The sequence below is a fragment of the Paraburkholderia diazotrophica genome (assembly GCF_038900755.1).
Lineage (GTDB): Bacteria > Pseudomonadota > Gammaproteobacteria > Burkholderiales > Burkholderiaceae > Paraburkholderia > Paraburkholderia diazotrophica_A.
The window spans coordinates 583,714-610,084 of sequence record NZ_JBBPEN010000004.1; the positions used below are offsets into that span (position 1 = coordinate 583,714).

The window sequence follows — 26,371 nt, forward strand, 5'->3', positions numbered from 1 at the left end:
ATGACGAGTTCGCCGATATGAGACTCATGAGACTCCAATTTCTCATTGCCTTTCTCTTTGCCGTCTTTGCGTTTTGCACGGGCGCATCGGCGCAGACCGTCGACAATTCCGATCCGCAAGCGCTGATCAAGACGGTCACGCAGCAGGTGCTCGACGAAGTGCGCAAGCGCGCGATCGAGCCGACCGACATCCCGCGCATCATGGATATCGTGAACCGCGACATCCTTCCGTATATCGACTTCGAGCATACGACGCGGCTCGCCGTGGGCCGCTATTGGCGAACGGCGACACCCGAGCAGCAGAAGCAACTCGTCCAGCAGTTCCAGACGCTGTTGATCCACCTGTATTCAGGTGCGCTCGCACAGTTGCGCCCGGACCAACAGATCGAATATCCGCCGATGCGTTTTTCGCCGACCGATACCGACACGGTCGTGCGCACGATCGCGATCACCAATGCGCAGCCCGTCGAGATCGATTACCGTCTGCGCAAGACGCCGCAAGGCTGGCGCGTGTACGACCTCAACGTGCTCGGCGCGTGGCTCGTGCAGACCTATCGTCAGCAGTTCGGCGAGACGATCCAGCAAAGCGGCGGCATCGACGGGCTGATCCGCTTTCTCACCGAACGTAACGAGCAACTCGCGTCGGGCAAGCAGTGAAACGCAACGCTCGACGATAAGACTGCGTTCGAGCCTTGAATGGAAAGCGCTGGACGAAACGCGCGGCGCGTTGTGGTGTTATTTCGCCGCGCCGAGCAGCTTCACTAGGGCATCGAGCCCGGTCACTTCCCAGTCCGGCTTCTGGCCCATTTCCTCGAAGACCTTGCCGCCCCGGTTGATCCACGCCGTCGGAAAGCCGAAATAACGCGCACCCGTCGCATCCCACGCATTCGACGACACGAACAGGATCTCCGTCCGGTTCAGCTTGAATGCATGCTCCGCGAGTTCATACGCGCGATTGTCTGGCTTGTACACGCGCACGGGATCGACGCTCAACAGATGATCGAAGCTGTCGCGCAGCCCCGCATGCCCGACCACCGCGCCTATCGAATGCGGAGAGCCGTTCGACAGGATCGCCAGCTTCAGGCCGCGCTGCCGCAGTTCGCGCAACGCATCGGGCACTTCCGCGAACGGTTGCAGACGCAGATACGCATCGGACAGCGAGCGGCACGTGTCGTCGTCCAGCGCGAGCCCGAGATGCCGGCCCGTGTAGCGCAACGCTTCTTCCGTCACGTGCTCGAACGGGATATAGCGGTTCATCAGGCTGCGCAGCCACGTGTATTCGAGCTGCTTCTGCCGCCATACGTTGCTGATCTCCTGCCCGCGCCCGGGGAACTGCTCGTCGCATCGGCTGGAAACGGAGTGAACGTCGAACAGCGTGCCGTAGAGATCGAATGCAATCGCTTTGATGTGGTTCATGCCATGTCCTCCAGATAAACGTGAAGCCTTCACCCTGGCTCTGACCCGCAGGCCTTGACCCACCGCCTTTAACCCTTCGATTCCTTCAATCGCGCCCGATGCGCCGCCACCTTCGCGCGATTGCCGCAGACCGCCATGCTGCACCAGCGGCGCGCGTGGCCTCGCGTGTGATCGGCGAAAAGCAGCGTGCACTTGGGGCCCTCGCACGCTTTCACCTGCGTGAAGTCTTCTTCGCTGACGAGCCTTGCGAGTGCTTCTGCAATCGGCATCAGTAACGATTCCGCCGATTGCCATTTGCGCGTCATGCGAAACGTCAGCGCCATTGCTTCATCCGGCCCGCTCGCGACGATCTGGCCGTGCTGTTCGTCGCGTGCGAGCAGCTGGTTGAGCGGCTCCAGCTCGCGCAAATCCTTCACGGCGAGCGCGCGCCCTTTCCTCTTCTGCACGTATCCCCTGAACCATTCGCGCAGACTGCGCGCCTTCGCGGCGACCTCATCGAGTTCCGCGGACGTGGACTGCGCGCGCAGGTCTGCCAGCGCGTCAGCGGGAACCATGCCCGCCTGTTCGAGCCAGCCGAGCAGACCATCGCCGTCGCCGATCCAGTCGAAGGGCTCATCGACAGGTGTCGCAACCGAATTCAGGAAGTCAAGGCCGGGCGCATCGGCCACGAACATCGCCGGTATGAGGCGGTAATCCATTTGCGTGTCGAGCGTGTGTTGATGATGACTTCATCGTAACCGCTAAAAATCTTCTTGACAAGTTACATCTTCGCTTCGTAACCTGTATATAACGTTTTTAATGGTTACTCTGAACGAGGCATAAGCCCTCGGTCCGGAGCCCGTAGAAACCCCAACCCTTGCGGAGAAAACGCCATGCCCACGATTGCCCATCGCCATGCCGACGTTGACGGTTTCAACGTGTTCTATCGGGAAGCAGGCCGTCCCGGCGCGCCGAAGCTGTTGCTGCTGCACGGCTTTCCGAGTTCGAGCCACATGTTTCGCGACCTGATTCCGCTACTCGCGGAGCGCTTCCATATCGTCGCGCCCGACTTGCCGGGATTCGGTCAGTCGGACATGCCCGAGCGCAGCGCTTTCGCGTACACGTTCGACAACATCGCCAACGTGATCGACCGCTTCACCGAAGTGATCGGGTTCGACCGCTACGCGGTGTACGTGTTCGATTACGGCGCGCCTGCTGGCTTCCGGCTCGCGCTCAGGCATCCCGAGCGGATCACGGCGATCGTTTCGCAAAACGGCAACGCGTATGTGGAGGGATTGAGCGACGGCTGGAATCCGATTCGCGCGTACTGGCAGGACCCGTCGCAGGCAAACCGCGATGCGCTGCGCGCGCTGCTGACGAGGGCGACAACCGTCTGGCAATACACGCATGGCGTGCCCGACACCACGGCGGTTTCGCCCGATGGCTACTCGCTCGACGACTACTACATGAGCCGCCCCGGCGCACATGAAGTGCAGCTCGATCTGTTCGGCGACTATCGAAGCAACGTCGCGTTGTATCCGGCGTTCCAGGAGTATTTCCGCACGTATCAGCCGCCGTTCCTCGCCGTGTGGGGCAAGAACGATCCGTTCTTCCTGCCCGCCGGCGCCGAAGCGTTCAAGCGCGACATCCCCCACGCGGACGTGCGGTTCTTCGACACCGGCCACTTCGCGCTCGAAACACATGCGCAAGAAATCGCCGCGGCCATTTCCGGATTCCTGATTCGCTGATTCGCTGATTCGCGGACGCATCGTCCGCTTCATCGCATTGCGTCGACTGACGCTGCATCTACCTTAGGAGAATCTTCATGCGTGCAATCGTGCTCGAAAAATTCGGCGGCCTGGATAGCCTGGTCTATACCGAACTGCCGGAACCGGAACCGCTGGAAGGCCACGCCGTCATCGAAATCAAGGCATTCGGCATCAATCACGCCGAAATGCACATGCGGCGCGGCGAGTGGGCCGAAGCCGCAAAGGTCAGCGGCATCGAATGCGTGGGCATCGTCAAGTCGTGTCCGGGCGGCGAGTTTCCTGTCGGCGCGAAAGTGGCCGCATTGATGGGCGGTCTCGGCCGAACGATCAATGGAAGCTACGCGGAATACACGCGCGCGCCCGTTTCCAACGTCGCGCTGATCGAATCCGATCTGCCATGGGCCGAACTCGCGGCGATCCCGGAAACGTATGCGACGGCATGGACGTGCCTGTTCCGCAACCTCGACATCAGCGAGGGACAGACGCTGGTGATTCGCGGCGCGACGTCGTCTTTTGGACAGGCGGCTGTCAACCTGGCCGTGAACGCGGGCGTCAAAGTAATCGCGACGACGCGCAATCCGGCGCGCTTCGCGATGCTGGAAAAGCTGGGCGCATCGCGCGTCGAACTCGAAGGCCCCGATCTGTCCAAGCGCATCGCCGAAGCAAAGCAGATCGACGCCGTGCTCGATCTCGTCGGCAACAGCACGATTCTCGATTCGCTCGCGATGTTGCGGCGAGGCGGCCGCGCGTGCCTCGCGGGCTGGCTCGGCGGCCTCGCGCCCATCGCCGATTTCAATCCGCTTTTGCAGATGTCGAGCGGCGTGTACCTGACGTTTTTCGGCAGCTTCGTGTTCGGCACGCCGGGCTTTCCGCTCTCGGATGTGCCGCTGCAAGCGATCGCAGCCGATGTCGCGGCGGGCCGTCTCAGCGCGAAGCCGTCGCGCGTGTTCGGGTTCGATGAGATTCGCGAAGCGCACCGCGTGATGGAGGCGAACGAAGCGGGCGGCAAAATGGTCGTCGTCCACTGACGCGTGATGATCGACGACACCAGGAGACGGTTATGTCCAGCAAAGTAGCGATCGTCACGGGTGCGAGCCAGGGGATCGGCCGTTCGACGGCGATCAGGCTCGCGCGCGACTTCGACGCGATCGTGCTCGTTGCGCGCAACCGCGAGCATCTGGAGCAGACGGCGGGCGCCGTCAGGGAAGCTTCCTGTGGTGCAAGCGATCGACAGCATCAACCGAACGCAAAGGCACGCGCGATCATCGTCATACCCATCGCCATGACGACCACGCCGGTTGCACGCGCAACGCGATCGCCTGCGGGTGCGAGACGTTCGGCGGTGATGGCTGCCGTCACGAAGGTCATTGCGTATAGATCCATGATGCCGTCAATTAACAGCACAGCCGTGAGACCGGCGCAGCAGTAGCAGCAGTGCACGCCGAGGCGAAGGCCATGTCGCAAGGCCGCGCGGGCGTGTGCCGGTAGCGCGTAATGGCTCATGGATGTGCAGCGGCCGCACGCAAGATAACGCGCCTTCCACGCACTGAACTGCACGACGCCCGCGATGAGAACGGCCACGGCAGCGGCGAAGGGAATCGCGCGTGCGAGCGCCGGGAAGTGCAGCGCGAGCGCCATCGTCGCTGCGCCCAGCGCGAACACGGCCACGCCCGCAACGGTCCATACGAAGAAATAGCCGACGCTCACGAGCGCGGTCAGCGGCGCGACGCGTAGGTCGTCGATTCCGTCGGATCCATCCCTTCCGCCTGTCAGTCCGACCGCCTCGTGATAGCGCCACAGCGCGGGCGCGAGAGACGGCAGCATCATCGCGATCATCATCATGACCCACATGCCGACGAACGACGCCGCAACGCGCGGCCATTTCTGTCCGCACATCGGGACCCATGTCATCGACAGAGTCCAGCCGCCGGGCATCGGCATGTCGCCCATCGCGGACATCGACGCGCACCAGACGACCGTCGATGCCGCGCAGACGGCGAAGACGAGTGCAACGATGGCGAAGAAGATCCATCGTGAAGCACGCGGTGAATTGCGCGACGGAGCCGCACGCCGCGAAACGTTGCGCCCGATGGCAGCGCCGATGGTGTCCACGACGAGCCTTAGCGCCGCGCGTATTCGTCGTGACGGCGCCACCAGATGCCCTGCTCGTCGCGCCCTCTCGGCGCGCGATCGAGCCACTGGTAGACGCCCCACAGAGCGTCGAGACCGCGCGCATACGTCGAATACGCGTGATACACGACGCCATCCTCGATGACGAACGTGCTCATGCCCGGCCGGTCGCGCGAGTAAGTCGGCGCGTCGATGCCGCACGTGGCCGCGAACTGGACGACGGGTTCCGGCGCAGGCTCGACGTCCATCGCGTGCCCGCCGCGCTCGAAGTTGTACTCGACGTCGCCGGCGTGCTGCTGCTCCTCGGTGAACGACACGTTGAAGTCGAAGTTGAAGTCGCTGCCGCTCGTCGATGCCCACGGAAACGTCCAGCCCATCCGCTCCCGGTACGCGTGCAGCCTGGCGAGTGGCGCACGGGAAACGGCCGTCAGCATCACATCGTGGTTCGCCAGATGGATTGCAAAGCCGTTGAAGCCATCCGCGATCGACGAGCACGACGGGCAGCCCGCCGTATAGTCCGGCCCGAACATGAAGTGATAGACGATCAGTTGCGAGCGTCCTTTGAACAGGTCCGCGAGCGTGGCGCGCCCTTCATCCGTGTCGAACGTGTACGCCTTGTCGACGCGGACCCAGGGCAGCGCCTGACGTTGCCGCGCCAGTTCGTCGCTGCGCCGCGTCAGCGCCTTTTCCGCTTCCAGCAGTTCGAGCCGTGCAGCCAGCCATTGCTGGCGTGTTCCTGTTGCATGCGTGGTCATCGTGGGTTCCTCCGTTGGATGTCGTGCGCCGATCGATGCTTCGCCGATGCGGCGTGTTCGTGAATCGACGTGTGCTAGATTAGGACGGCCCATCGGATGGATGGGAGTGACAAATGTGACGGGATTCGGATGGACTCACTCATCGCCGCTGCGGCGCGCGCGCTCGCGGCAGGTGATCCCCTCGGCGCGCTGAATCGCGTCGCGTTGCGCGACGACGCGCCCGCGCTCGCGCTGCGCGGCATCGCGATGGCGCAGCTCGGCGATCTGGTTCGCGCGAAGGCGCTCGTGCGAAGCGCGGCGCGCGCCTTCGGTCCCAAGGAGGCCGTCGCCCGCGCGCGATGCATCGTCGCCGAGGCCGAAATCGCGCTCGCTTCGCGCGACCTCGGCTGGCCCGCGAAGACGCTCGACGCCGCGCGCGCGACGCTCGAAGCACACGGCGACCATCTGAACGCCGCGCATGCGCGCTATCTGGAAGTCAGGCGCTTGCTGCTGATCGGCCGTCTCGACGAGGCCGAGCGCCTGCTCGACGGATTCGATCCCGCGCCCTTCCCGCCCGCATCGAGTGCCGCGCATGAGCTGATCGTGGCCGGCATCGCGATGCGCCGGCTGCGCACGCAGACGGCACGCGCCGCACTCGTCCGCGCCGGCCGCGCCGCGCGTCACGCGGGCATTCCGGGGCTCACGGCCGAGGTCGAAAGCGCGGCGCGTCTGCTGGACTCGCCGGCTGCGCGGCTGATTACGCGCGGCGAAGAGCGGCTCCTGCTGCTCGACGACGTGGAAGCGCTGATGGCGTCGAAGGCGCTCGTCGTCGATGCATGCAGGAACGTCGTGCGCGACGCAGGCAGCGTCGTCGCGCTCGCGACGCGTCCCGTGCTGTTCAATCTCGCTCGCGTGCTCGCCGAAGCGTGGCCTGCCGACGTGCCGCGCGACGCGCTCATTGCCCGCGCATTCCGGATGAAGCACGCCGACGAGTCGCATCGCGCGCGCCTGCGCGTCGAGATGGGACGGCTGCGGACGATGCTCGGCGCGCTTGCCGACGTCACGGCGACGCGGCGCGGCTTTGCACTCGTGCCTCGGCGCGCGCCCGAAGTCGTCGTGCTGGCGCGGCCCGTCGAAGAGGAACACGCGGCGATGCTCGCCTTTCTCGCCGATGGCGAATCGTGGTCGAGCTCGGCGCTAGCGCTTGCGCTCGGCGCGAGCCAGCGCACGGTGCAGCGCGCGCTCGATTCGCTTGCGGCAGCCGGCAAGGTGCAGTCGTTCGGGCGCGGACGCGCGCGTCGCTGGATGATGCCGCCGATGCCCGGATTCGCGACGGCGTTGTTACTCCCCACGCCGCTCCCCATCGATTAGGATGAAAGGCTCGACTCTTCACCGACCACCTTCACCGACCACTTTCGCTTCTTCACCGATCAGGATGGCAGCATGAATCGATCAGCCGCTGAAATCGTGCGTGAATATGGACCCTTTCCGGGCATCGACAGCGTGCATGGCGTTACGTATGACGGCCAGAATGTCTGGTTCGCCACCGGCCACACGCTACAGGAACTGGACCCCGAAAGCGGAAAGACGACGCGCTCGATCGGCGTCGACGCGGACGCGGGAACGGCGTTCGACGGCCAGCACCTGTTTCAGATCGCCGACGACGGCATCCAGAAGATCGATCCGCAGACGGGCCGCGTGCTCGCGACGATCCCCGCGCCCGCGGGCAGCAACTCGGGGCTCGCGTGGGCGGAGGGATCGCTGTGGGTCGGGCAGTATCGCGAGCGGAAGATCCAACAGGTCGATCCGCAGACGGGCGCGATTCTTCGCACCATCGAATCGAACCGCTTTGTCACGGGCGTGACATGGGTCGATGGAGAACTGTGGCACGGCACATGGGAAGGCGACGAGAGCGATTTGCGGCACGTCGATCCGCGTACGGGCGAAGTGCTCGAAATGGTCGAGATGCCGGAAGGGGTGATGGTGTCGGGGCTGGAATCCGATGGCGCCGATCGGTTTTTCTGCGGCGGTGGGAAAAGCGGGAAATTGCGTGCCGTCCGGCGGCCGAAGAGGGAGAGCGATGCTGGGGAGACGGCCGGCACGGCGAGGGGGTGAAGTGGGTGTGGCACGCGTCGAACTAAATGAGGACCTCTCTGTTCTTTGCGTCAGGCTTTTATCAGGTCATGCAAGCGTATGGAGCCGCCCCGCACTCGCGCAGCGCGTTGTAACGTTCCGCAAAGCGGACGCTCCCTGTCGCGAGCAAGACATCCAGACCTCCACACAACAGCCTCGATACGGCATTTACAGACGATTACACATTCGCCACACCCACACCTGACGGCCGCTCATACAATCCGTTGCATCCGAAACGGCATCAGGGAGACAGCAATGATTCGATCGAAAACGGCCGTCGCCGCTGCGGTGTTTTTTCTGGCCTGCGCGTCCTTGCCTGCATTTGCGCAGGGCGGGGGCAATGGTGGTGGTAACGGCGGAGGCAATGGCGGCGGCCACGGCGCCGGCGTCGGAGCCGGAATGGGCCACGCGGGCGGCATGTCGGCGAGCCACATGAGCGCCAAGGGGCTCGCCAATACCAACGGTCACGTCGCGGCCGACCGCGACATGGGGCAAGACCGGGCCGCCGATCGCGCGAGCATTCACTCGCAAACCCGCATCGGCGAGCACGTCAATCGCGGCAAACGTACGGCGACGGGACGCACGGCGACACGCACGTAGCGCGACGTGACACAGGTGTCATACGGCGGCCGTTCCGCTTCGGCCGCCGATGATGGCTGATGCCCCACGGCAAACCTGATCGGCTTCGCTTGCTGCTCAAGCTTGCGTCCGCGCAGTCGAGGGCGAGACCGAGGCCGAGCCCGATTTCAACTCTGAGATCATCCCCGCTCCACCTTCTCCACCCGCTTCGCACTGCGCGCCCGCTGCGCAGTCACCGACGACAGCGGCTGCATCAACTTCGCATACTCCTGCTCGAGAAACGGCTCCGCATGTTCGAGCAGAAAGCGCCGAAACATCACGCACGTCGGCGACAGTTGCTTCGAACTCAGATGCACGATCTGCCACGTGCGCTCGACGGGCGTGCCGTTCACGTCGAGCAGCGCGATCTCGCCCGTGCGGAGTTCGAGCGCGAGCGTATGCAGTGAAATGAGGCTCACGCCCATGCCCGCCATCACGGCCTGCTTGATCGTCTCGTTGCTGCCGAGCGTCACGCAGCGCGCCGGCGTGAACAGATGCTGCCGGAACGTATGTTCGGCAACGGCGCGCGTGCCCGAACCCGGCTCGCGCAGCAGAAATGTATCGCCAGCCAGTTCCTGAAGATCGAAGCGACGCGCGTGACGCAACGGATGCGTAATGGGCGCGATGATCACATGCGGATGGTACGCAAGCGGCTCGGCCGTCGTGCCCAGTTCCGGCGGCGGGCGGCCCATGATCGCGAGATCGGTTGCGTTGTCCTGCAACAGTCTCAGCAGCGTCTCGCGATTGCCGACCGAAAAATGCACGTCGACCTTCGGAAACTGCTTCGAATACAGCGCCAGCAGCTTCGGCGCGAAGTAGGTCGCCGAACTCACGATGCTCACCGCGATCGTGCCGCTGTCGGCCTGCGCGAGCGAGGACATCGTATCCTCGGCGTCCTTGATCTCGCCGAGAATGCGGCTCGCGTGATGCGACAGACGCTCGCCTGCTTCCGTCAGCGTCAGCCGCCGCGCGATGCGCTCGAACAGCGGCATGCCGATCGCCTCTTCCAGTTGCCGGATCTGCATCGACACAGCGGGCTGCGTCAGATGCAGTTCTTCCGCCGCGCGCGCGAAGCTCGGCAGACGGCTTGCGATCACGAAGATCTGCAGTTGCCTGAGCGTCAGCGAGCGGATCAGATTCATGATGCGTTTTCCCAAACGCGTTTCGACGGGCAGCGAGCACGCCGCCCGTCATGTCACGCAGCGTCCAGCCAGGTTCAGCGACAATCAGCGGCTCGCACGCGGCGCATTGGAGGGTGTCTTCGGTGTATTCGGTGTCGAAGGCGCGCCGTGCGCGGGCGGCGACAGCTTGCGCACCGACGTCTCATAGCTCACCGATTCCGTCTTCACGGGATGCGCGAAATCGCCGTTGTCGCCGGGCACCTCGGTGAGCAGCAACGACACGCCGCCAGGCACGCCATCGGCGAGGATGAACGTGTAGCGCTTGCTCGTGTACTTCGGAAAACGCTCCGCATTCGGATCGTTCAGATATGGCTGAATCACGATCTTGCGCGCCTTCACCGGCTTGCCGTCGACCTGCGCCGTCACATCGGTGACGGGCGGCCCCGCTGCGAGCGCGAGCCGCACGCGCTGCTGGAAGTAGCGACGCTGCCCGCCCGTCGACTGCTCCATCTCCGCGATGTCGCGTTCGAGAAAATACAGAATGATCGGGTTGCACGGCAGATCGCCGGGCAACGCCGCCTTGCCGTGCGCATCGCTGACGGTCGCGTCGCTCTTCGCGTTGTCGTCGCTCGCGACGAGCACGCGAACGCGGTCCGTCGACTTCTCGGGCGGCGCCGACAGGACGAGCGAATAGTCGAGCTCCGTCTGCGACGCGACGCCGTGCAGGTGCGGCGTGAGAAACAGCAGCTTTTCGGCGGGCGCGATGGGTGTGGTATCGGCGGCGAACGCGGCCTGGGGCACAGCTACCGACGCAACCATCGACACGGCCACGGACGCAGCCATCGACACGCCGAGGGACGCCGCAACCGCCGTCATCGACGCCGTCGCAACAGCGCCGCGCACGGCAAGCGCACGCGCAAGAACGCGTGCGCATCGTGCCGGCTTGCGCGTCATTTCGGCGAGTCCGTTGCGACGGGCGCGCTCGCCAGCGGCAGCAGCGGCACGTCGTAGCTGGTCAGGATCTGGTCGATGTTGCCCTGATGCGTGGCGATCCACTGGTCGATCTTGTCGTGCCATGCCTTCTCGCCGTTGCGCACGCCCATCGAGATTTCATAGTCGAAGCGGATGCCCGGCTGCGGCGGGAACGGCACGAGCTTCACGCGATCGCTCGCCTGCTTCGCGAAGTAGCCTGCAATCGGCCCCCAGACGAACACCACGTCGACATTGCCCTGCGCCAGATCGCGCTGGATCATCTCGCCGGGAAATGCGTTCGGGTCGCCGCTTTGCGCGCGATACGACACAGCCTGGTCCATCAGGTTGTTCGACAGCAGCCAGTCGACGGCAGGCGTCCGCGTGAAGATGCCGAGCTTCAACTTCTTCAGCTGGTCGGGCGGCAGCTTCAGCAGATCGGTTGGCGTGTTGATGTTCGCGAACTCGGGGCGTTTCTGGAACACCATCGCATACGTCGAGTGCAGCCAGGGCCGCGTGGTCGCCGTCATGTCATAGCCGTGCGGCACGCCGATCACGAGGTCGCATCTGAACTGCTCGGTATTGGGCAGCTTCTCGCGCAGCGTATGCCGCACGAAGCCCATGCGCTGCGGAAAATACGTGTATTCGAGCTTGTAGCCGAAGTCTTTGGCCATCGCGGCCGCGATCTTGTTTTCGTAGCCCTCGCCTTTCTCGTTCGAGAGCGGCATGTTGTTCGGATCGGCGCACACGCGCAATACGTTGTCGGCGCCGTCGTTGTTCGGCAGATTCGGCGCGGGCGCACCCTGCGCGCGAGCGGCTGGCCCACCGGCACAGGCCCAGCATACCGTCAGCATGGCACAGGCAACATGGACGGCTAAACGTCTGCGATCGGACATAAAGGTCTCCCGGGTTTGCGTCATGCGATGCTCGGCATACGGTCACTCACGTAAGCGCGTCACGAAGAAATCACACGACGTCGTGAAGCTCATTTTGCATCGATCGCCTGCAGATCGCCCGGTTTGATCTTGCCGTCGGAGCGGCCCTTCAGGTACGCGTAGAGGTTTTCCCAGTTCTTCCGCATCATCGTGCTCGAACTGAAGTCGGGCATGCCCTTGTCGACACGTCCGCCGAATACGGTACGGTGAAATTCGTTCTTGTCGAGCGTCTTGAACGCATCGATCAGCGACGGGCCTACGAGGCCCTCCTGCTTCGCGCCATGACAGCGCTCGCAGGCAAGCGCGCGCCATGTTTTCCAGCCCAACAGGGTATTGTTGTCGACCTTGTCGCCATCGACGACCTTGTAGGCGACCTGCTGGACCTGAGGCGCGCCCGACGACTGCCCCCAGCTATTGGTCATAACGACAGGTAATGCGCCCAATCCCAGCAACGTACCTGCAAGCGACAGCGCAACACGGCCTTTCATGCGTTCGTCTCCCTAACTCTGGTCTCACGCAACGTCGTTGCGCGTTTTCGATTGAACCTGCTATTCGGCTCCGAGATCGCCGCCGTGCGGCGCGTCTGCGATCGACGCGCCGCCGGCGCCGCCTCGAGTCTTGATCGGAGCCGAAGACCCATGCGGGCGTCTTCGGCTACGTCACTGCTGCTGCGAAACTGCTGCGGCGGAACTGCTTCAGGGTCAGCCCTGGTCAGCCCTCATCAGCCCTTCTCGCCCGGAATGGCGAACACGAACAGCGTGCCGCCGAGCGCCGTGTACTTCGCCAGTTCGCGGTAGCCACCGACAGCGCCCAGGCCTTCCGTCGACTTCTGCAGGCCGGCTGCCATGCCGATGCCCGCCCAGCCGCCGATACCCGAATACACGCCGATGTACTGCTTGCCCTGGTACTGATACGTGAACACGTTGCCGATGATTCCCGACGGTGTCTTGAACTTCCACAGCTCCTTGCCGTCCTTGATCCGCACTGCCTTGATGTAGCCTTCCAGCGTGCCGTAGAAGACGATGCCGCCCGCCGTCGCCAGCGCGCCCGACCACACGGAGAACCGTTCCGGCTTCGACCAGACGATCTTGCCTTTCGACGCATCCCACGCGATGAAATTGCCCATTGCGCCGTTTTCGTTAGGACCGGGATACATCGACAGCGTTGCACCGACATAGGGTTGTCCCGACACGTAATCGACGTCGAACGGCTCATAGTCCATGCACACGTGATTCGTCGGCACGAGGAACAGACTCGACGACGGATCGAATGCCGCCGGCTGCTCGTCCTTCGAACCCAGCGCGGCCGGACAGATGCCCTTCACGTTGTGATCGGGGCCCGCTTTCTGCGTCGAGTAAGTGGCGTTGCGAATCGGCAGACCGCTCTTCACGTCGACGCTATCGGCCCAGTTCACGGCCGGGTCGTACTTCTGCGCAACCAGCAGCTCGCCCGTCTCGCGATTGAGCGTGTAGCCGAAGCCGTTGCGGTCGAAGTGCACGATCGCGGGCGTCTTCTTGCCGTTCACGGCGATATCCGCGAGGATCATTTCGTTGACGCCGTCATAGTCCCACTCGTCGTGCGGCGTCATCTGATAGACCCACTTCGCCTTGCCCGTATTCAGGTCGCGCGCGAAGATCGACATCGACCACTTGTTGTCGCCGGGACGCTGCGTCGGATTCCACGTGCCCGGATTGCCCGTGCCGTAGTAGACGAGATTCAGCTTCGGATCCCACGCGTACCAGCCCCACGTGGTGCCGCCGCCGAGCTTCCACTGATCGCCCTTCCAGCTCTTGATCGACGAGTCCGCGCCTACCGGCTGAAGCTTGCCGTCGGCCCAGGTCATCGTCTCCTGGGGATCGAGAAGCATCTCGTTGTCGGGACCCGTGCTGTAGGCGATCCATGCCTGCTTGCCCGTCTTGATGTCGTAGGCGATCAGACGCCCGCGCACGCCGAACTCGCCGCCGGAGATGCCCGTCAGCACCTTGTCGCCGAATACGTGCGGCGCGTTGGTGTTGGTTTCACCCGCCTTCGGATTGCCGTTCTGCGCTTTCCAGACGACGTCGCCCGTCTTCGCGTTCAGCGCGACGAGCGTCGTATCCGCCTGTTGCAGGAAGATCTTGCCGTCGCCGTATGCGAGCCCGCGGTTGACGGTATCGCAGCACATCACGGAGATCACGGCCGTGTCCTGCTTCGGCTCGTACTGCCACAGGAAGGTCTGATCCTTCAGGCTGATCGCGATGACCTTGTTGGGGAACGGCGAGTGGATATACATCGTGTCGCCGATCACGAGAGGCGAGCCTTCGTGACCGCGCAGCACACCCGTCGACATCGTCCAGGCGACCTGGAGTTTGCCGACATTGCTTTCGTTGATCTGCTTGAGCGGGCTGTACCGGTGATTCGCATAGTCACCTGCCTGCGACGCCCAATTCGAGGGGTTCTTGAGCAGCGAGTCCAGTTGCGGATCGGCATAAGCCAGGAACGAGTTCAGCGCCGTCGCAACGAACACCGCCAGTCCGAGAACCAGGGTGCGTACGTTCATGTCTCCTCCAGAATGATGTACTGGTTAAACCGTCCAGTTACCGATGACACGCTACCGGGTCGCTCCAGCCGCGCCTCTGGATGCAGGTAACGCCTTGTGCCGGGCCGGGTCCATTGCCCGACTCATGCGTATGACGGCGGATCGCATATTCCATGCCGGTCGTGACCGCACGCCTGTCGCACGCCGCCACGTGGCGCTGTGGCGTCAACGTGTTCCGCTTCGAAAGCGACGGCGAGACATACTGTGTCAGATACGCAAACAATCGACGGCGCGGCGGGGGTGCCCGTCAGCCGATTGCAATGCAGCTCTACTCTGAGAAACGGAGACCGGCACCGAATCGCCATCGGCACTAAGCTTCCATATGCGCGATCCATCACATAACACGAGCGGAGGCCCGCCATGACGCAAAGCGAACAGGTGTATTCCGACGAGGAAATCCAGAAGAGGCTCGAAGGCCCGTTGCAGCACTGGTATCTGGAAGACGGCTGGCTGCGGCGCAAGTACCGCACGGAAAGCTGGAAAGGCACGCTGATGGTGGTCAACACGGTCGGCCATCTCGCCGAGGCCGCGTGGCATCACCCGGATCTGACGGTGTCATATGCGTTCGTCATCGTGAAGCTGAAAACCCATTCGGCAAAGGGCATCACGGACAAGGACTTCACGCTCGCCCGGAAGATCGAGGAAGTGATCCAGTGGCAGCCGGGCAAGGAAGGCGGTCCGCTCGAAGGCACGCCATCGGACGATCAGCGTTTCCGCTATATCAAGTACGACGCGCCGAAGACTTGAAGCATCAAAGCGTCGATGCGGCGGGAACGGCGCGCGCGATCCCGCCGCCACGCGCATGAAGCGCAACGCTGATGTGTGCGGCGAGCCGCGTGTGACACGCCTTGGCGATCATGCAGCGACGCGCCGCGTCGCGGGCTTGTGAAACGCGGCTGTAACGCAGCTGTATCGCTGCTGTATCGCTGCTGTGTCAGCGCTGTATCGCATTCGACACGCGATGTCGCTGCGAGCACGTCGCTCGCCCGCGCAATGCCGTTGCGATGTTGCCGCGCTGTGGGCGCCAGATCGCCACCATATCGCCGCGCCGGGCTGCCGGAAGGCGTCGAGGCCCGCGCCGATCGTCGCGCCATCCCGAGTGGTACGGCTCTTGCCTGACGATGGGAACGCCCCGGCTCGTCTGGCCGCCCCACGCACACCCATTCGACAAGGAAGCTTTCGCATGCGGATGTCATCCGAACGCACGTCGGCCTTGCCAGCCCTCTCCGCGATCACCGTCGAAGCGCCAGGCCGCCTGCACATGGGCTTTCTCGATCCGGGCGCGTCGCTCGGACGCGCGTTCGGCAGCGTCGGCGTCGTGATCGAAGGATGCTGCACGCGCGTCACCGCGCGGCACGCCGACGACCGGCTGATCGAAGGCGAGCCCACGCCCGCGCAGCGCGAGCGCATCGAGCGCTATCTGGCGCTGTTGCACGACACATACGGCGGGCCGCCCGTTTCCATCGCAGTGGAACAGGCCGCGCGCGCCCATTGCGGCGTCGGCTCGGGCACGCAACTGGCGCTCGCGGTTGCCACGGCGTATGCGCGTCTCGCGGGCATCGACGCGACGAGCGCAGAACTCGCGCAACGGCTCGGACGCGGCGCGCGCTCTGGAATCGGCGTGCTCGGCTTCGATCACGGCGGGCTGATCGTCGATGGCGGCCCAGGCCGCGCGGCACCCCGCAGCGGCGCGCATGCGGGATCGTCGGCGTCGCGCGCCGCGATGCTGCCGCCGCTGCTCGCGCGCCAGCCCTTTCCCGACGACTGGCGCATCGTGCTGATCGACGACACCACTCGCGAAGGCCTGCACGGCGAAGACGAGCGGCGCGGCCTCGCCGCGTTGCCGCCATTCCCGCAGGAGTTCGCCACGCACGTGTGCCACCAGTTGCTGATGCGCGTGCTGCCCGGCATGGCGCAAGGCGATTTCGATTCGTTCGCGGCGGGCGTCAGCGCGATCCAGCAGTCGATCGGCGAATACTTCGCGCCTGTGCAAGGCGGCGTGTATTCGAGTCCCGCCGTCGCGGCCGCGTTGCAGGCAATCGGCGCGAACCAGACGGCGGGCATCGGACAAAGCTCGTGGGGACCGACGGGCTTCGCGTTCGTGCAAAGCGCGCAGCGCGCCGACGAAGCGCTCGCTGCCGCGCGCGCGGCGACGCGCGCGTTTCCGGGCATCGTGTGCTCGGTCACGCGCGGGCGCAATTACGGCGCGCGTTTCTATGCCGTCCAGCAGCCGCACTTCGGCATCGACGTTCGATGAGACGCCCGATGAGCGCCCATCAACGGGGATCAGCCCGTTCAGTCCGAATCGCCGCTCCCGCCGCCGGATCGAATCTGCGTGTCCCGACGGGCCGCGCACGCCCCGCTACCGACTACCCCCAAATGAGCCCACGCCATGTCCACAGCCACTGAAAGGCCTTACATCCTGCACATGTTCACGCCGACGCCGCAGATGAGTCCGTTCGACGTCAACATGGCCGCCGATGCCGGTTACGAGATCCTCGTGCCGTATTGCGAAGTCGACGTGCGCAACGTCGTGCAGCTGACGCAGGACGCGATCTTCTCGCGCGGCCCGAAAGGCGTGTCGCGCACGGGCATCTTCATCGGCGGACGCGACGTGATGCTCGCCGCCGACATGCTCGACCGCGCGCGCGAAGCAATGGTGCCGCCGTTCGAAGTCTCCGTGTTCGCCGATCCGAGCGGCGCGTATACGACGTCGGCGGCGCTCGTCGCGCTCGTCGAATGTCATCTGAAGGCGCAGTACGGCGAAGAACTGAAGGACAAGCAGGTGCTGATACTCGGCGGCACGGGCGCCGTCGGACGAATCACGGCGACCATCGCGGCGACGCTCGGCGCGCATGTCGCCATTGCGAGCCATTCCGACGCGGCGCGCGCCGAACGCGCGAGCGAGGACGTCGACGAACGCTTCGGCATCAAGACGACGGGCGTCGGCACGAGCACGCCCGATACACTGCATGCCGCGCTCGCACGCGCCGATATCGTCTTCGCGACGGCGACGGCGGGCGTGCAGGTCGTGAGCGCAGCCGATCTCTCACACGCGCAGCGCCTGCTCGTCGCCGCCGACGTCAACGCGGTGCCGCCCGAGGGCATCGCGGGCGTGAACGTGATGGACGACGGCAAGCCGCTTGCGGGCGCCGCGCGGCCGGACGCGATCGGCATCGGCGCGCTCGCGATCGGCAACGTGAAGTACCAGGTCGAGCATCGCCTGTTCACCCGGATGCGCACGGCCGGCAAGCCCGCCTATCTGGGCTTCACGGAAGCGTTCGACGAAGCGCGCGCCGTCGTCGCCGAGCGTAGCTAGCGCGCGGAGGAACGAAGCGATGTACGGGATGTACGGGATGTCCGCGACCGCTGGCCACTTCGCCGAGCCGCGCGCGCGGCCCGGCGGGGGCGCGCCGTTCGTCGCGGTGGCGGGGCTGTCGGCGCGCATTCTCGCGCAGTCGGCGGCGCATGCGGGGTATCAGGTGGCCGCGCTCGATCTGTTCGGCGACCGCGATACGCGCCTTTACTCCAAGCTGTGGATCGATATCGGCGATATCGGCGCGCACGGCCTGTCGATCGATCGCGGCAAATTGCGGGCCGCGCTGGAGCGTGTCGCGCGCTTGCCGCGTCTTCTCGGCTTCGTGACGGGCAGCGGGCTCGAACCGCATATCGACTTCTTGCAAAATGCGGCGCTACTGCCCCGGCTGATCGGCAACGATGCCGACGCGACGGCTGCCGTGCGCGATCCGCGCCGTTTCTTTGCGCTGCTCGACGAACTCGGCATCGCGCACCCCGACGTGGCGTTCGAGCGGCCCGAGCGGCTCGACGGCTGGCTGCGCAAGCTGTCCGATGGCTGCGGCGGCACGCATATCCGCGCGGCGGTGAACGCAGACGCCGACTCTTCCTGCTACTTCCAGCGAATAAGCCCAGGGCTTTCGATGTCAGCGCTCTTTCTCGCCGCGCGGCGCGAAGCGTCGATTGTCGGCTATGCGGAGCAGCTTTGCGTTGCGAGCGGCGCGTTGCCTTATGTGCACGTGGGTTCGCTCGGGCCGATCGATCTGCCCGCGCGCGTGACGGAACAGATCGGCTTCGCCGTCCGCTCGATTGCATCGCGCGCGAATCTGCGCGGACTTCATAGCCTGGATTTCCTGCTCGACGGCGATGACGTTAGCGTGCTCGAAGTCAACGCGCGGCCATCGTCGACGATGGCGCTGTACGAACGCGCATCGCGCGACGCGTGGCCGCGCGGTCTGCTCGCCGCGCACATCGACGCCTGCGTGCGCGATCGCCTGCCCGCCCCTCGCGCGAATGCGCCGATGAGTGCGCCGACGAATATGCCGATGAACGCGCCTTCGTGCCGCGTCGCACAACAGGTCGTGTTCGCGCCCGAAGCGTTCACGGCCACGCGCCGCTTCAGCGACGCCTTGTATGTCGATCCCGTCTGCCATGACATCCCGAACGCGGGCACGCGGATCGAAGCGGGGCAGCCCGTCTGCACCGTGCTCGTCACAGGCGATTCGCGTGCCGCGCTGCAACGCGAGCTGCAACGGCATACGCAACGTCTCCTGCAACGCATCGAAACCTGCCAAGAACCATCCCATGAATCCGTCGACTCACATGGCTGAACCCAACGGCAATACGAGCAATACGCCGCCCATCGCCCGCGATGCGCCCAGTGTCAACGCATTCGCCGCGCCGCTCGTCGCGCAACTTCTGGCCGACGCGGCGCGGCTGCGCATCGCATCGTCGCGCCATGCGTTCGGGCCGACCATCGTCGATGCGGGCGTCGCGATGCCTGGCTGCACCGAAGCGGGCGTGCTGATCGCACGCATCTGCATGGGCGGCCTCGGCCTCATCGGCACGCGCGTGAGCACCGAGCTCGAGCCGCTCTGGCCCGCGACGATCGAAGTGCACACGTCGTCGCCAGTGCTCGCCTGCCTCGGCAGCCAGTACGCGGGCTGGAGCCTGTCCGCGACCAGGGAGCAGAACAACGGCAAGAAGTTCTTCTCGCTCGGCTCGGGTCCGGCGCGCGCGCTCGCGGGCAAGGAGACGCTCTTCGACGAGCTCGGCTATCGCGACCGCCACGACGCAGGCGTGCTCGTGATGGAAGTCGGCCAGCCGCCGCCGCAAGCCGTGCTTGAAAAGATCGTCAACGATTGCGGCCTCGCGCCCGACCAGCTGACCGTGATCGTCACGCCGACACAGTCTGTCGCGGGCACGGTGCAGGTCGTCGCGCGCGTCGTCGAAGTCGCGCTGCACAAGACGCATGTGCTCGGCGTGCCGCTCGGCGAAATCGTCGAGGCGAGCGGCATCGCGCCACTGCCGCCGCCCGCGCCCGACGTGCTCGCCGCGATGGGCCGCACGAACGACGCGATCCTGTACGGCGGACGCGTGCATCTGACGGTGACGCGCGATGCCGTCGCGCGGCGGCTCGCCGCCGAGTTGCCGTCGTCGAATTCGCGCGACTATGGACGGCCCTTCGCCGACATCTTCGCGTCGTTCAACCACGACTTCTATCAGATCGACCCGTCACTGTTCGCGCCCGCCGAAGTGTGGGCGAGCAGCCTCGAAAGCGGCATCACGTATCGCGGCGGACGGCTCGACGGAGAGTTGCTGCAAGCGCTCTGGCAAGGCGACGCGTTCGCTCGCGCCGACGATCCCTCCTCCGTTGAAAACGCCGCCGGGCCCGGCACGCCGGGCGTCACCACGCCGGGGGCGCCATGAGCGATCTGCCATCGGCCGGACTGCGGGCGGGCGAACTGCGCGTCGCGATCATGACGGACGAAACCGGCTGGCACACGGGACGCCTCAAGAAGGCGTTTCGCGCGCGCGGCGTGGAGGCGCGCTGCGTCGATCTCGCCACGTGCCGCATCGACACGACGTGGTCGCCGTACGGCCTCGCGATTCCCGGCTTCGCGCGCGAGCTGCCCGATGCCGCCTTCGTGCGCGGCATTGCGGGCGGCACGTTCGAGCAGGTGACACTGCGGCTCGGCGTCCTGCATGCGCTGCGCGAATGCGGCATCCCCGTCTATAACGACGCGCGCGCAATCGAGCGCAGCGTCGACAAGTCGATGACGAGCTTTCTGCTGCATCGCGCGGGCGTGCCGACGCCCGCCGCATGGGCGACGGAATCGGCGGCGTTCGCCCAGCGCGTGCTGATGCGCGAGACGGCCGCGCATCGCCAGGTCGTGCTCAAGCCGCTATTCGGCTCGCAGGGCAAGGGGTTGCGGCGGCTCGGCGCGAGCGCGGCGCGCGACGGCACGCTGAAGCCGCTGCCGCCGCTGCGCGGCTATCAGCAGGTCGCGTATCTGCAGAGGTTTGTCGGCACCACTGGCGCGAGACGCAGCGCGGGCGCAAGCCGCGCGGGCTTCGACTGGCGTGTGCTCGTGATCGGCGGCCGAGCGGTCGCGGCGATGCGGCGCGTCGGCGGCCGCGGCTGGATACACAACGTCGCGCGCGGCGCGCGATGCGAACCCAGCGCGCTCGACCCGACGCTCGCGGCCCTCGCCGAGCGCGCGACGGCGGCACTCGGCCTCGACTACGCGGGCGTCGATCTGATCCCCGATCCGTCGATGCCCGACGATGCCGGCGTGCCGCTCGTGCTCGAAGTGAACGGCGTCGCCGCATGGCGCGGGTTGCAGTCGGTGACACCGATCGATATTGCGGCAGCGCTCGTCGACGATCTGCTGGACCGCAAGCTCGCGGGCAGCCGCGCGGCGGCGCTCGCCGCATTGCCGCTCCATGCAGGCCGCTGACGATCCGCTCGCGCGCGCGCCCGGCGCGTTTATGCGCGCGTGCCGGCTCGACGTCGAAACGGCGAAGCCGGGCAACGTCAGCATCGCGAGCGCGGGGCACGGAATGGAAGCCGCGCAGTTCATCGATAGCGCCGAGGCCGCCGCGCCCGCGCTCTTCGCGCGAGGCGCGAGCGTCGGCGCGCGCATTCTCGATGCTGTGACGCGCACGCAGCAGGTTGCCCGCTGCAATACGAACCTCGGCATTGTGCTGCTGATCGCGCCGCTTGCGGCCGCGCTGGAACGCGCCTGCATCCCGAAGCATGTCGCATTGCAGGCATCCGAATGGCACCGCTGCGTCGAGCGTGTGCTCGCCGCGCTCACGGTGGACGACGCGCGCGCCGCCTATCGCGCGATCGCGCTTGCGAATCCGGGCGGCCTGGGCGATGCGCCCGAGCAGTCGGTGCATGCGCCGCCGACCGTCGATCTGCGTGCGGCGATGACGCTCGCCGCCGATCGCGACAGCATCGCGCGTCAATACGCGAACGGCTTCGCGGATGTGTTCGGCGTGGGCCTCGGTGCAATCGCGAAGTCGCGTCGCGCGACGCCCGCCGCGCTCACGCTCGACGTGTTCCTCACGTTCCTCGGCACGTGGCCCGACTCGCACATAGTGCGCAAGCATGGCGCGGCAGTGGCGCAAAGTGTCACGCGCGAGGCACGCCAGCGTCACGCCCGATGGCGCGCGACGGACGACGCGCAGAGCGTCGCGCAACTCGATGCATGGGATGCCGAACTGAAAGCGCGAGGCGTCAACCCGGGCACGAGCGCCGACCTGACTGTCGCCACGCTCTTCATCGCCGCGCTGCTCGATCCGCTGCGCTTCGCAAGCGGGAACAGCTAGCCCGGAACGAACGGCGCGAAACGCAGGCAAAACGCACGGAAACGCCGATTGGCATGTTTCCTGTTAGACGAGAACGCGGTGCGTCCCCCACATACAACTCGCGGCGGGCTCCACGCGTCGCGAGTTCGTCCCACGTCGACAGATCCCAATTCACTGGAGGAACAGCATGGCCAAGATCAACCGCGTCATGGTAGGCGAGTCGCTAATCGGCGAAGGCAACGAAGTGGCCCACATCGATTTGCTGATCGGGCCGAGAGGCTCCGCCGCCGAGTCGGCTTTCTGCCACGCGCTCACCAACAACAAGGACGGCTTCACTTCGCTGCTCGCCGTCGTCGCGCCGAACCTGATGGCAAAGCCGAACACGGTGATGTTCAACAAGGTGACGATCAAGGGCGCCAAGCAGGCCGTGCAGATGTTCGGCCCGGCGCAGCACGCCGTCGCGCTGGCCGTCGCCGATAGCGTCGAGGACGGCACGATCCCGAAGGAGGAAGCCGATGACCTGTTCATCTGCGTCGGCGTCTTCATCCACTGGGAAGCCGAAGACGACAAGAAGATCCAGGAGTTCAACTACAAGGCGACGCGCGAAGCGCTCCAGCGCGCGGTAGCAGGCGAACCGAGCGCCGCCGAAGTCGTATCGAAGAAAGCGGGCGCCGCGCACCCGTTCGCGCCGAACTAAGGCGCCGATGCCGATGCGCACATCGGCAGTGACAGGCGTGTTGCGCACGCGAGGCGCAGCAGGACGGAAGCGTTCTGCTGCGCCGCGCGCTAATATCGATGTATGCAGAACGCTCAAGCAGAGGCTTTGACATGACCTCATGTTGTCGCGCGGGCATCGCGGTCGCGGCGCTCGCGTGTGTTTCGCTCATCGCGCCACTCGCGTCGGCGGCCGGTTCCGCGGACAGCGGCGCGCCCGCCAAAGGCTACGACTACCCGACGCAAGGCCGCGTCGAATACGTGCTCGGCTGCATGGACGACAACGGCCACGACTTCGCCAACGTCTACAAGTGCTCGTGCGCGATCGACAAGATAGCGGCCGCGCTCCCCTATGACGAATACGTCGAGCAGATGACGTTCTCGAAGTACGCGTCGCTCGGCGGCGAAGGCGGCAACGAATTCCGCGTCGACCGTGCGCGCGCGCAGACCAAAAAGTATCGCGCGTTGCAGGAAGAGGCCTATCAGGCATGCGGGCTCGCGAAGCCCTCGCCTTCCGCGTCGAAGTGATGCCTGCGCGGTGAAGCCCGCGCAGTGGCCGGGCGAGACGGGCGAAGCGTAGTTGGACCGTCGCGCAGCTGCGTAATCGACAACCCGCCGCCGACACCGGCGGGCACAACGCGTGCGTGCGGACTATGCGTGGCCGTCGCCGCGCCGCCGTTCGATGATCACGCCGACGGCAGCGACGTCGTCGAACTTCGCGGGCTTGCAGAGCTTCACACGTACCCAGTGAGCGCCGAATCTCGCGATCAGCAATTGCGCGATCCGCTCGGCCAGCGCCTCCAGCAACTGGACTTTGTGCGTTGCAAGAAGCGTGTGCAGCTCCGCGCGCACGGCGGCGTAGTTGATCGTATCGCCGATCTGATCCGTCTCGCACGCGCGCAGCGACGGCACGCCGATGGACAGATCCAGCTGTATCGGCTGCGGCTCGTGCAGCTCGTCCGTGTCGATGCCGATCACCGTCTGCGCGACGAATCCCTCGATATACACGATGTCGAGCGCGGCGCGCGGCGCGGCAGCCGGCTCCGTGCGTTCTGCAGGCGCGGGCATCGGGCGCGCGCTCGACGGCAGCACGACAGTGAAATGAACGGGACTGCTGGCTGGATTGAAACGGTCCATGTATGTGCTCCATCATGGGCGCATCGTCGTTGATGAAGCCGCGCACAGCGCTGCGGCGCATTGCCGGGTTCGATCGGCCTTCGATGCAGGAAAACCCGGTCGGTGATCCGAAGCAAAAAGCACGCGCAGTGGCACATACTGGTACGACTATTTATTGATGTATCGCGACACGGGTTGTACAGTGATTGCTGAGTGCTGCTGAAACGCATTCAAACGACATATCAAGCGGTTCATCCACGCGCGCGACAGACGCGCGGCACATCGGAAGTACACGGGGAAACACTTACATACAGCGCCGGCCGTCGCGCCTCGACATGTCGAAGCGGGGTATCGAGCCGGACGCATCGGAGACGCCCCTGATGTCATCGCTCGTTGACATAGATTCGCACGTCCGGGATGTACTGAACATCGTCAACAACAAGCCTGCCACGTGTTCGATGAGCCCGTCGGTGGCGCAGTCGTGGACGCGCTGCCTCGTCGAATTCGGCCTGGACCCCGGACGTTTCGTGATGCCGCCCGTGCTCACGGAGCACGAACTGAGCATGGCCCGCGAAGCAGCGGGCGATCTGATCGCCTGCTCGAAGCTGGAAATGACGACGCTCTATCAGCAGCTCGCCGATCCGGAACTGGCCGTGATCCTCGTCGATGCGAACGGCGTGATCGTCCATCAGGTTTCGTCGGTGCCGTTCGGCGAGACGGTCGCCGCCGACGGATTGCGCGCGGGCGCCGTCTGGAGCGAGCGCGAGGCGGGCACCAACGGCATGGGCACGTGCCTCACCGAGCGCGAATGTCTCGCCGTCTATCAGCACGAGCATTTCTATCCGCGCTATACGTCGCTCACCTGCTCGGCTGCGCCCATCTTCGACGAACGCGGCTCGATAGTCGGCGTGCTCGACGTGACGAGCCGCTCGAAGATGCTGCAACAGCATTCGCTCGTGCTCGTCGGCATGTCGCGGCAGATGATCGAGAACCGGCTGATCGACTCGCGCTACCGGCGCGCGAATACCGTCCACTTTCATAGCCGCCCCGAGTTCGTCGGCACGCTGCACGCGGGCAAGCTCGCCGTCGACGATGAAGGCGTCGTGCTTGCGGCCAATCGCAGCGCGCTTTTCCAGCTCGATCTGCGCTCGCCCGACCAGTTGTGCGGCAAGCGCATCGAAGAAGCGTTCAGCGCGACGCTCGAAGACATGATCGCCCGCAGCATACGCGGCTCGTTCCATCCGATCACCGTGTATAGCGCGCATGCGAACAACCGCTTCTTCCTGATCGCGCAGACGCCGCGTGACGCCACCACGTTTGCGGGCGTGAATCACGCAACGTCGGGCGCCGCGCGCGGGCCATGGAGCGACGTGTCGATCAACCGCAACGGTCGCGCGAAGAGCGTGCGCGACGCACGCGATGCGAAACCCGCCGCAGCGGGACTCGACAAGCTGTCGCATCTGGAATTCGGCGATCCGCGCATGGCCGCGCAGAGCCAGTTGGCTGCGCGCGTGATCCAGCGGAAGATCCCCATCATCCTCAGAGGCCAGACGGGCACGGGCAAGGAAGTGTTCGCGAATGCGCTGCACAGCATCAGCCCGAACGCGGCGGGCAGCTTCGTCGCGGTGAACTGCGCGTCGCTGCCGGAAACGCTGATCGAGAGCGAGCTGTTCGGCTATCGCGCGGGCGCGTTCACGGGCGCGCAGCGTGAAGGACGGCGCGGCAAGATCGTGCAGGCGAACAACGGCACGCTGTTCCTCGACGAGATCGGCGACATGCCGATGGCCTTGCAGGCGCGTCTGTTGCGCGTGCTGGAAGAGCACGAGGTGACGCCGCTCGGCGCGGAAACGACGATCAAGGTCGACTTCCAGCTGATCAGCGCGAGCCACCGCAATCTGCTCGATCTCGTGCAACGCGGGCTCTTCCGCGAAGACCTGTACTACCGCCTGAACGGCATCGAAATCAATTTGCCGCCGCTGTGCGAGCGCGCCGATTTGCTGCCGCTCATTCATCATCTGCTGGAAAGCGAATCCGACGATCCGCCCGAACTCAGCGCCGAAGCGCGCCACGTGCTGCTCAATTACGCGTGGCCCGGCAACATCCGGCAATTGAGGCACGTGCTGCAAATGGCGATCGCGCTATGCGACGGGCCGGAGATCCGATGCGCTCATCTGCCGGCGGAGATCGTCGGCGAGATCAACGGCAACGGCGGTAGGAACATCGGTAACAACGGCGGCAATAACGGCGGCACAAGCGCCGCGTATCCGCGCGCAGCAGCGCCCGCGCTCGCGGGACCGGCGCGCGCGCCCGCACCGCCGTTCGACGACGACACCGACCTGTCCGCACTCAACGCAATCCAGATCAGGGAGCGCGAAACGGTGCTCGCGATGCTCGACGAGCATCGCTGGAACGTGAGCAACGTCGCGAAGACGCTCGGCATCAGCCGCAACACGTTGTACCGGAAGATGCACAGGTTGCACATCCGGCTATCGCACGACGGCTCGCAGGCTCCGACGGATGTTGCGCCGGGCGCATGAGCGGCATGTATG

General features: G+C 65.3%; 26 protein-coding genes and 1 pseudogene. 17 read left to right on the forward strand and 10 right to left on the reverse strand.

Features of this window, described 5'->3' with window-relative positions; all coding sequences use genetic code 11:
* Positions 1-26: 26 nt before the first annotated feature.
* The gene (locus tag AABE10_RS16565) at positions 27-656 is read left to right on the forward strand and encodes an ABC transporter substrate-binding protein (RefSeq protein ID WP_342934343.1); all 630 of its coding nucleotides are present in this window, start codon (positions 27-29) and stop codon (positions 654-656) included.
* A gap of 78 nt (positions 657-734) precedes the next feature.
* On the opposite strand, the gene AABE10_RS16570 is transcribed toward AABE10_RS16565, so the two are convergent.
* Both AABE10_RS16570 and AABE10_RS16575 read right to left on the reverse strand, forming a co-directional pair.
* Positions 735-1,415 (reverse strand): haloacid dehalogenase type II, encoded by a 681-nt coding sequence (locus tag AABE10_RS16570; protein WP_342934344.1) that lies wholly within the window; start codon positions 1,413-1,415, stop codon positions 735-737.
* 68 nt (positions 1,416-1,483) lie between these two features.
* Positions 1,484-2,113: a CGNR zinc finger domain-containing protein gene (locus tag AABE10_RS16575; RefSeq protein WP_342934345.1), complete on the reverse strand. Its 630-nt coding sequence runs from the start codon at positions 2,111-2,113 to the stop codon at positions 1,484-1,486.
* Positions 2,114-2,287: 174 nt separating this feature from the next.
* Here AABE10_RS16575 and AABE10_RS16580 point away from each other — a divergent pair, with 174 nt between their 5' ends.
* The 3 genes and pseudogenes from AABE10_RS16580 to AABE10_RS16590 form a co-directional block, all read left to right on the forward strand.
* A complete protein-coding gene (locus tag AABE10_RS16580; RefSeq protein ID WP_342934346.1) occupies positions 2,288-3,142 on the forward strand; it encodes an alpha/beta hydrolase in 855 nt (284 codons plus the stop codon).
* Between the two features lie 77 nt (positions 3,143-3,219).
* A complete protein-coding gene (locus AABE10_RS16585; RefSeq protein WP_342934347.1) occupies positions 3,220-4,191 on the forward strand; it encodes a zinc-binding alcohol dehydrogenase family protein in 972 nt (323 codons plus the stop codon).
* Positions 4,192-4,223: 32 nt separating this feature from the next.
* Positions 4,224-4,361, forward strand: a pseudogene (locus AABE10_RS16590) (SDR family NAD(P)-dependent oxidoreductase); the annotation flags it as partial.
* A 38-nt stretch (positions 4,362-4,399) separates the two neighbouring features.
* On the opposite strand, the gene AABE10_RS16595 reads toward AABE10_RS16590, so the two are convergent.
* Positions 4,400-5,275, reverse strand: a complete 876-nt coding sequence (locus AABE10_RS16595) for a DUF2182 domain-containing protein (RefSeq protein ID WP_342934348.1) — start codon at positions 5,273-5,275, stop codon at positions 4,400-4,402.
* Positions 5,276-5,283: 8 nt separating this feature from the next.
* The gene (locus AABE10_RS16600; protein ID WP_342934349.1) at positions 5,284-6,048 is read right to left on the reverse strand and encodes a DUF899 domain-containing protein; all 765 of its coding nucleotides are present in this window, start codon (positions 6,046-6,048) and stop codon (positions 5,284-5,286) included.
* Positions 6,049-6,177: 129 nt separating this feature from the next.
* On the opposite strand from AABE10_RS16600, the gene AABE10_RS16605 reads away from it, so the two are divergent.
* From AABE10_RS16605 to AABE10_RS16615, 3 genes are all read left to right on the forward strand, one after another.
* Positions 6,178-7,398 (forward strand): helix-turn-helix domain-containing protein, encoded by a 1,221-nt coding sequence (locus AABE10_RS16605; protein ID WP_342934350.1) that lies wholly within the window; start codon positions 6,178-6,180, stop codon positions 7,396-7,398.
* Between the two features lie 72 nt (positions 7,399-7,470).
* A complete protein-coding gene (locus AABE10_RS16610; RefSeq protein ID WP_342934351.1) occupies positions 7,471-8,142 on the forward strand; it encodes a DUF5074 domain-containing protein in 672 nt (223 codons plus the stop codon).
* A 273-nt stretch (positions 8,143-8,415) separates the two neighbouring features.
* Positions 8,416-8,760 carry a hypothetical protein gene (locus tag AABE10_RS16615; protein WP_342934352.1) on the forward strand — a complete coding sequence of 115 codons (345 nt, stop codon included), beginning with the start codon at positions 8,416-8,418 and terminating at the stop codon, positions 8,758-8,760.
* Positions 8,761-8,918: 158 nt separating this feature from the next.
* Here the strand turns inward: AABE10_RS16615 and AABE10_RS16620 are convergent, their stop codons facing one another.
* The 5 genes from AABE10_RS16620 to AABE10_RS16640 all read right to left on the reverse strand — a co-directional run bounded on the left by AABE10_RS16620 (position 8,919) and on the right by AABE10_RS16640 (position 14,342).
* Positions 8,919-9,920, reverse strand: coding sequence for a LysR family transcriptional regulator (locus tag AABE10_RS16620; protein ID WP_342934353.1), 1,002 nt, complete (start codon positions 9,918-9,920; stop codon positions 8,919-8,921).
* Positions 9,921-10,004: 84 nt separating this feature from the next.
* Entirely contained in the window at positions 10,005-10,853 is an 849-nt protein-coding gene (locus AABE10_RS16625; RefSeq protein ID WP_342934354.1) for a hypothetical protein, read from the reverse strand.
* The gene (locus tag AABE10_RS16630; RefSeq protein WP_342934355.1) at positions 10,850-11,764 is read right to left on the reverse strand and encodes a substrate-binding domain-containing protein; all 915 of its coding nucleotides are present in this window, start codon (positions 11,762-11,764) and stop codon (positions 10,850-10,852) included. The genes AABE10_RS16625 and AABE10_RS16630 overlap by 4 nt, the downstream gene beginning before the upstream one ends.
* Before the next feature lie 89 nt (positions 11,765-11,853).
* Entirely contained in the window at positions 11,854-12,291 is a 438-nt protein-coding gene (locus AABE10_RS16635; protein WP_342934356.1) for a c-type cytochrome, read from the reverse strand.
* Positions 12,292-12,524: 233 nt separating this feature from the next.
* On the reverse strand, positions 12,525-14,342 hold the full coding sequence (locus AABE10_RS16640) for a methanol/ethanol family PQQ-dependent dehydrogenase (protein WP_342934357.1): 1,818 nt from the start codon (positions 14,340-14,342) through the stop codon (positions 12,525-12,527).
* Positions 14,343-14,741: 399 nt separating this feature from the next.
* On the opposite strand from AABE10_RS16640, the gene AABE10_RS16645 reads away from it, so the two are divergent.
* The 9 genes from AABE10_RS16645 to AABE10_RS16685 all read left to right on the forward strand — a co-directional run bounded on the left by AABE10_RS16645 (position 14,742) and on the right by AABE10_RS16685 (position 23,234).
* Positions 14,742-15,128, forward strand: coding sequence for a 4a-hydroxytetrahydrobiopterin dehydratase (locus tag AABE10_RS16645; protein ID WP_342934358.1), 387 nt, complete (start codon positions 14,742-14,744; stop codon positions 15,126-15,128).
* A gap of 436 nt (positions 15,129-15,564) precedes the next feature.
* The gene (locus AABE10_RS16650) at positions 15,565-16,638 is read left to right on the forward strand and encodes a beta-ribofuranosylaminobenzene 5'-phosphate synthase family protein (protein WP_342934359.1); all 1,074 of its coding nucleotides are present in this window, start codon (positions 15,565-15,567) and stop codon (positions 16,636-16,638) included.
* Positions 16,639-16,773: 135 nt separating this feature from the next.
* Complete coding sequence (locus AABE10_RS16655; RefSeq protein ID WP_342934360.1) at positions 16,774-17,700, forward strand: NAD(P)-dependent methylenetetrahydromethanopterin dehydrogenase; 927 nt, start codon at positions 16,774-16,776, stop codon at positions 17,698-17,700.
* Positions 17,701-17,737: 37 nt separating this feature from the next.
* On the forward strand, positions 17,738-19,006 hold the full coding sequence (locus AABE10_RS16660; protein WP_342934361.1) for an ATP-grasp domain-containing protein: 1,269 nt from the start codon (positions 17,738-17,740) through the stop codon (positions 19,004-19,006).
* A complete protein-coding gene (mch, locus tag AABE10_RS16665; protein WP_428983337.1) occupies positions 18,981-20,105 on the forward strand; it encodes a methenyltetrahydromethanopterin cyclohydrolase in 1,125 nt (374 codons plus the stop codon). Before AABE10_RS16660 ends, mch begins: the two co-directional genes overlap by 26 nt.
* A complete protein-coding gene (locus AABE10_RS16670) occupies positions 20,102-21,136 on the forward strand; it encodes a RimK family alpha-L-glutamate ligase (RefSeq protein WP_342934363.1) in 1,035 nt (344 codons plus the stop codon). Before mch ends, AABE10_RS16670 begins: the two co-directional genes overlap by 4 nt.
* Positions 21,123-22,013, forward strand: coding sequence for a triphosphoribosyl-dephospho-CoA synthase (locus AABE10_RS16675; protein ID WP_342934364.1), 891 nt, complete (start codon positions 21,123-21,125; stop codon positions 22,011-22,013). Before AABE10_RS16670 ends, AABE10_RS16675 begins: the two co-directional genes overlap by 14 nt.
* A 166-nt stretch (positions 22,014-22,179) precedes the next feature.
* Positions 22,180-22,689, forward strand: coding sequence for a formaldehyde-activating enzyme (fae, locus tag AABE10_RS16680; protein WP_342934365.1), 510 nt, complete (start codon positions 22,180-22,182; stop codon positions 22,687-22,689).
* 131 nt (positions 22,690-22,820) lie between these two features.
* A complete protein-coding gene (locus AABE10_RS16685) occupies positions 22,821-23,234 on the forward strand; it encodes a hypothetical protein (RefSeq protein WP_342934366.1) in 414 nt (137 codons plus the stop codon).
* Between the two features lie 123 nt (positions 23,235-23,357).
* Here AABE10_RS16685 and AABE10_RS16690 read toward each other — a convergent pair whose 3' ends face one another.
* Complete coding sequence (locus AABE10_RS16690; RefSeq protein WP_342934367.1) at positions 23,358-23,843, reverse strand: dihydroneopterin aldolase; 486 nt, start codon at positions 23,841-23,843, stop codon at positions 23,358-23,360.
* Between the two features lie 359 nt (positions 23,844-24,202).
* Between AABE10_RS16690 and AABE10_RS16695 the strand changes: the two genes are divergently transcribed.
* Positions 24,203-26,359 carry a sigma-54-dependent Fis family transcriptional regulator gene (locus AABE10_RS16695; protein WP_342934368.1) on the forward strand — a complete coding sequence of 719 codons (2,157 nt, stop codon included), beginning with the start codon at positions 24,203-24,205 and terminating at the stop codon, positions 26,357-26,359.
* Positions 26,360-26,371: the final 12 nt, after the last annotated feature.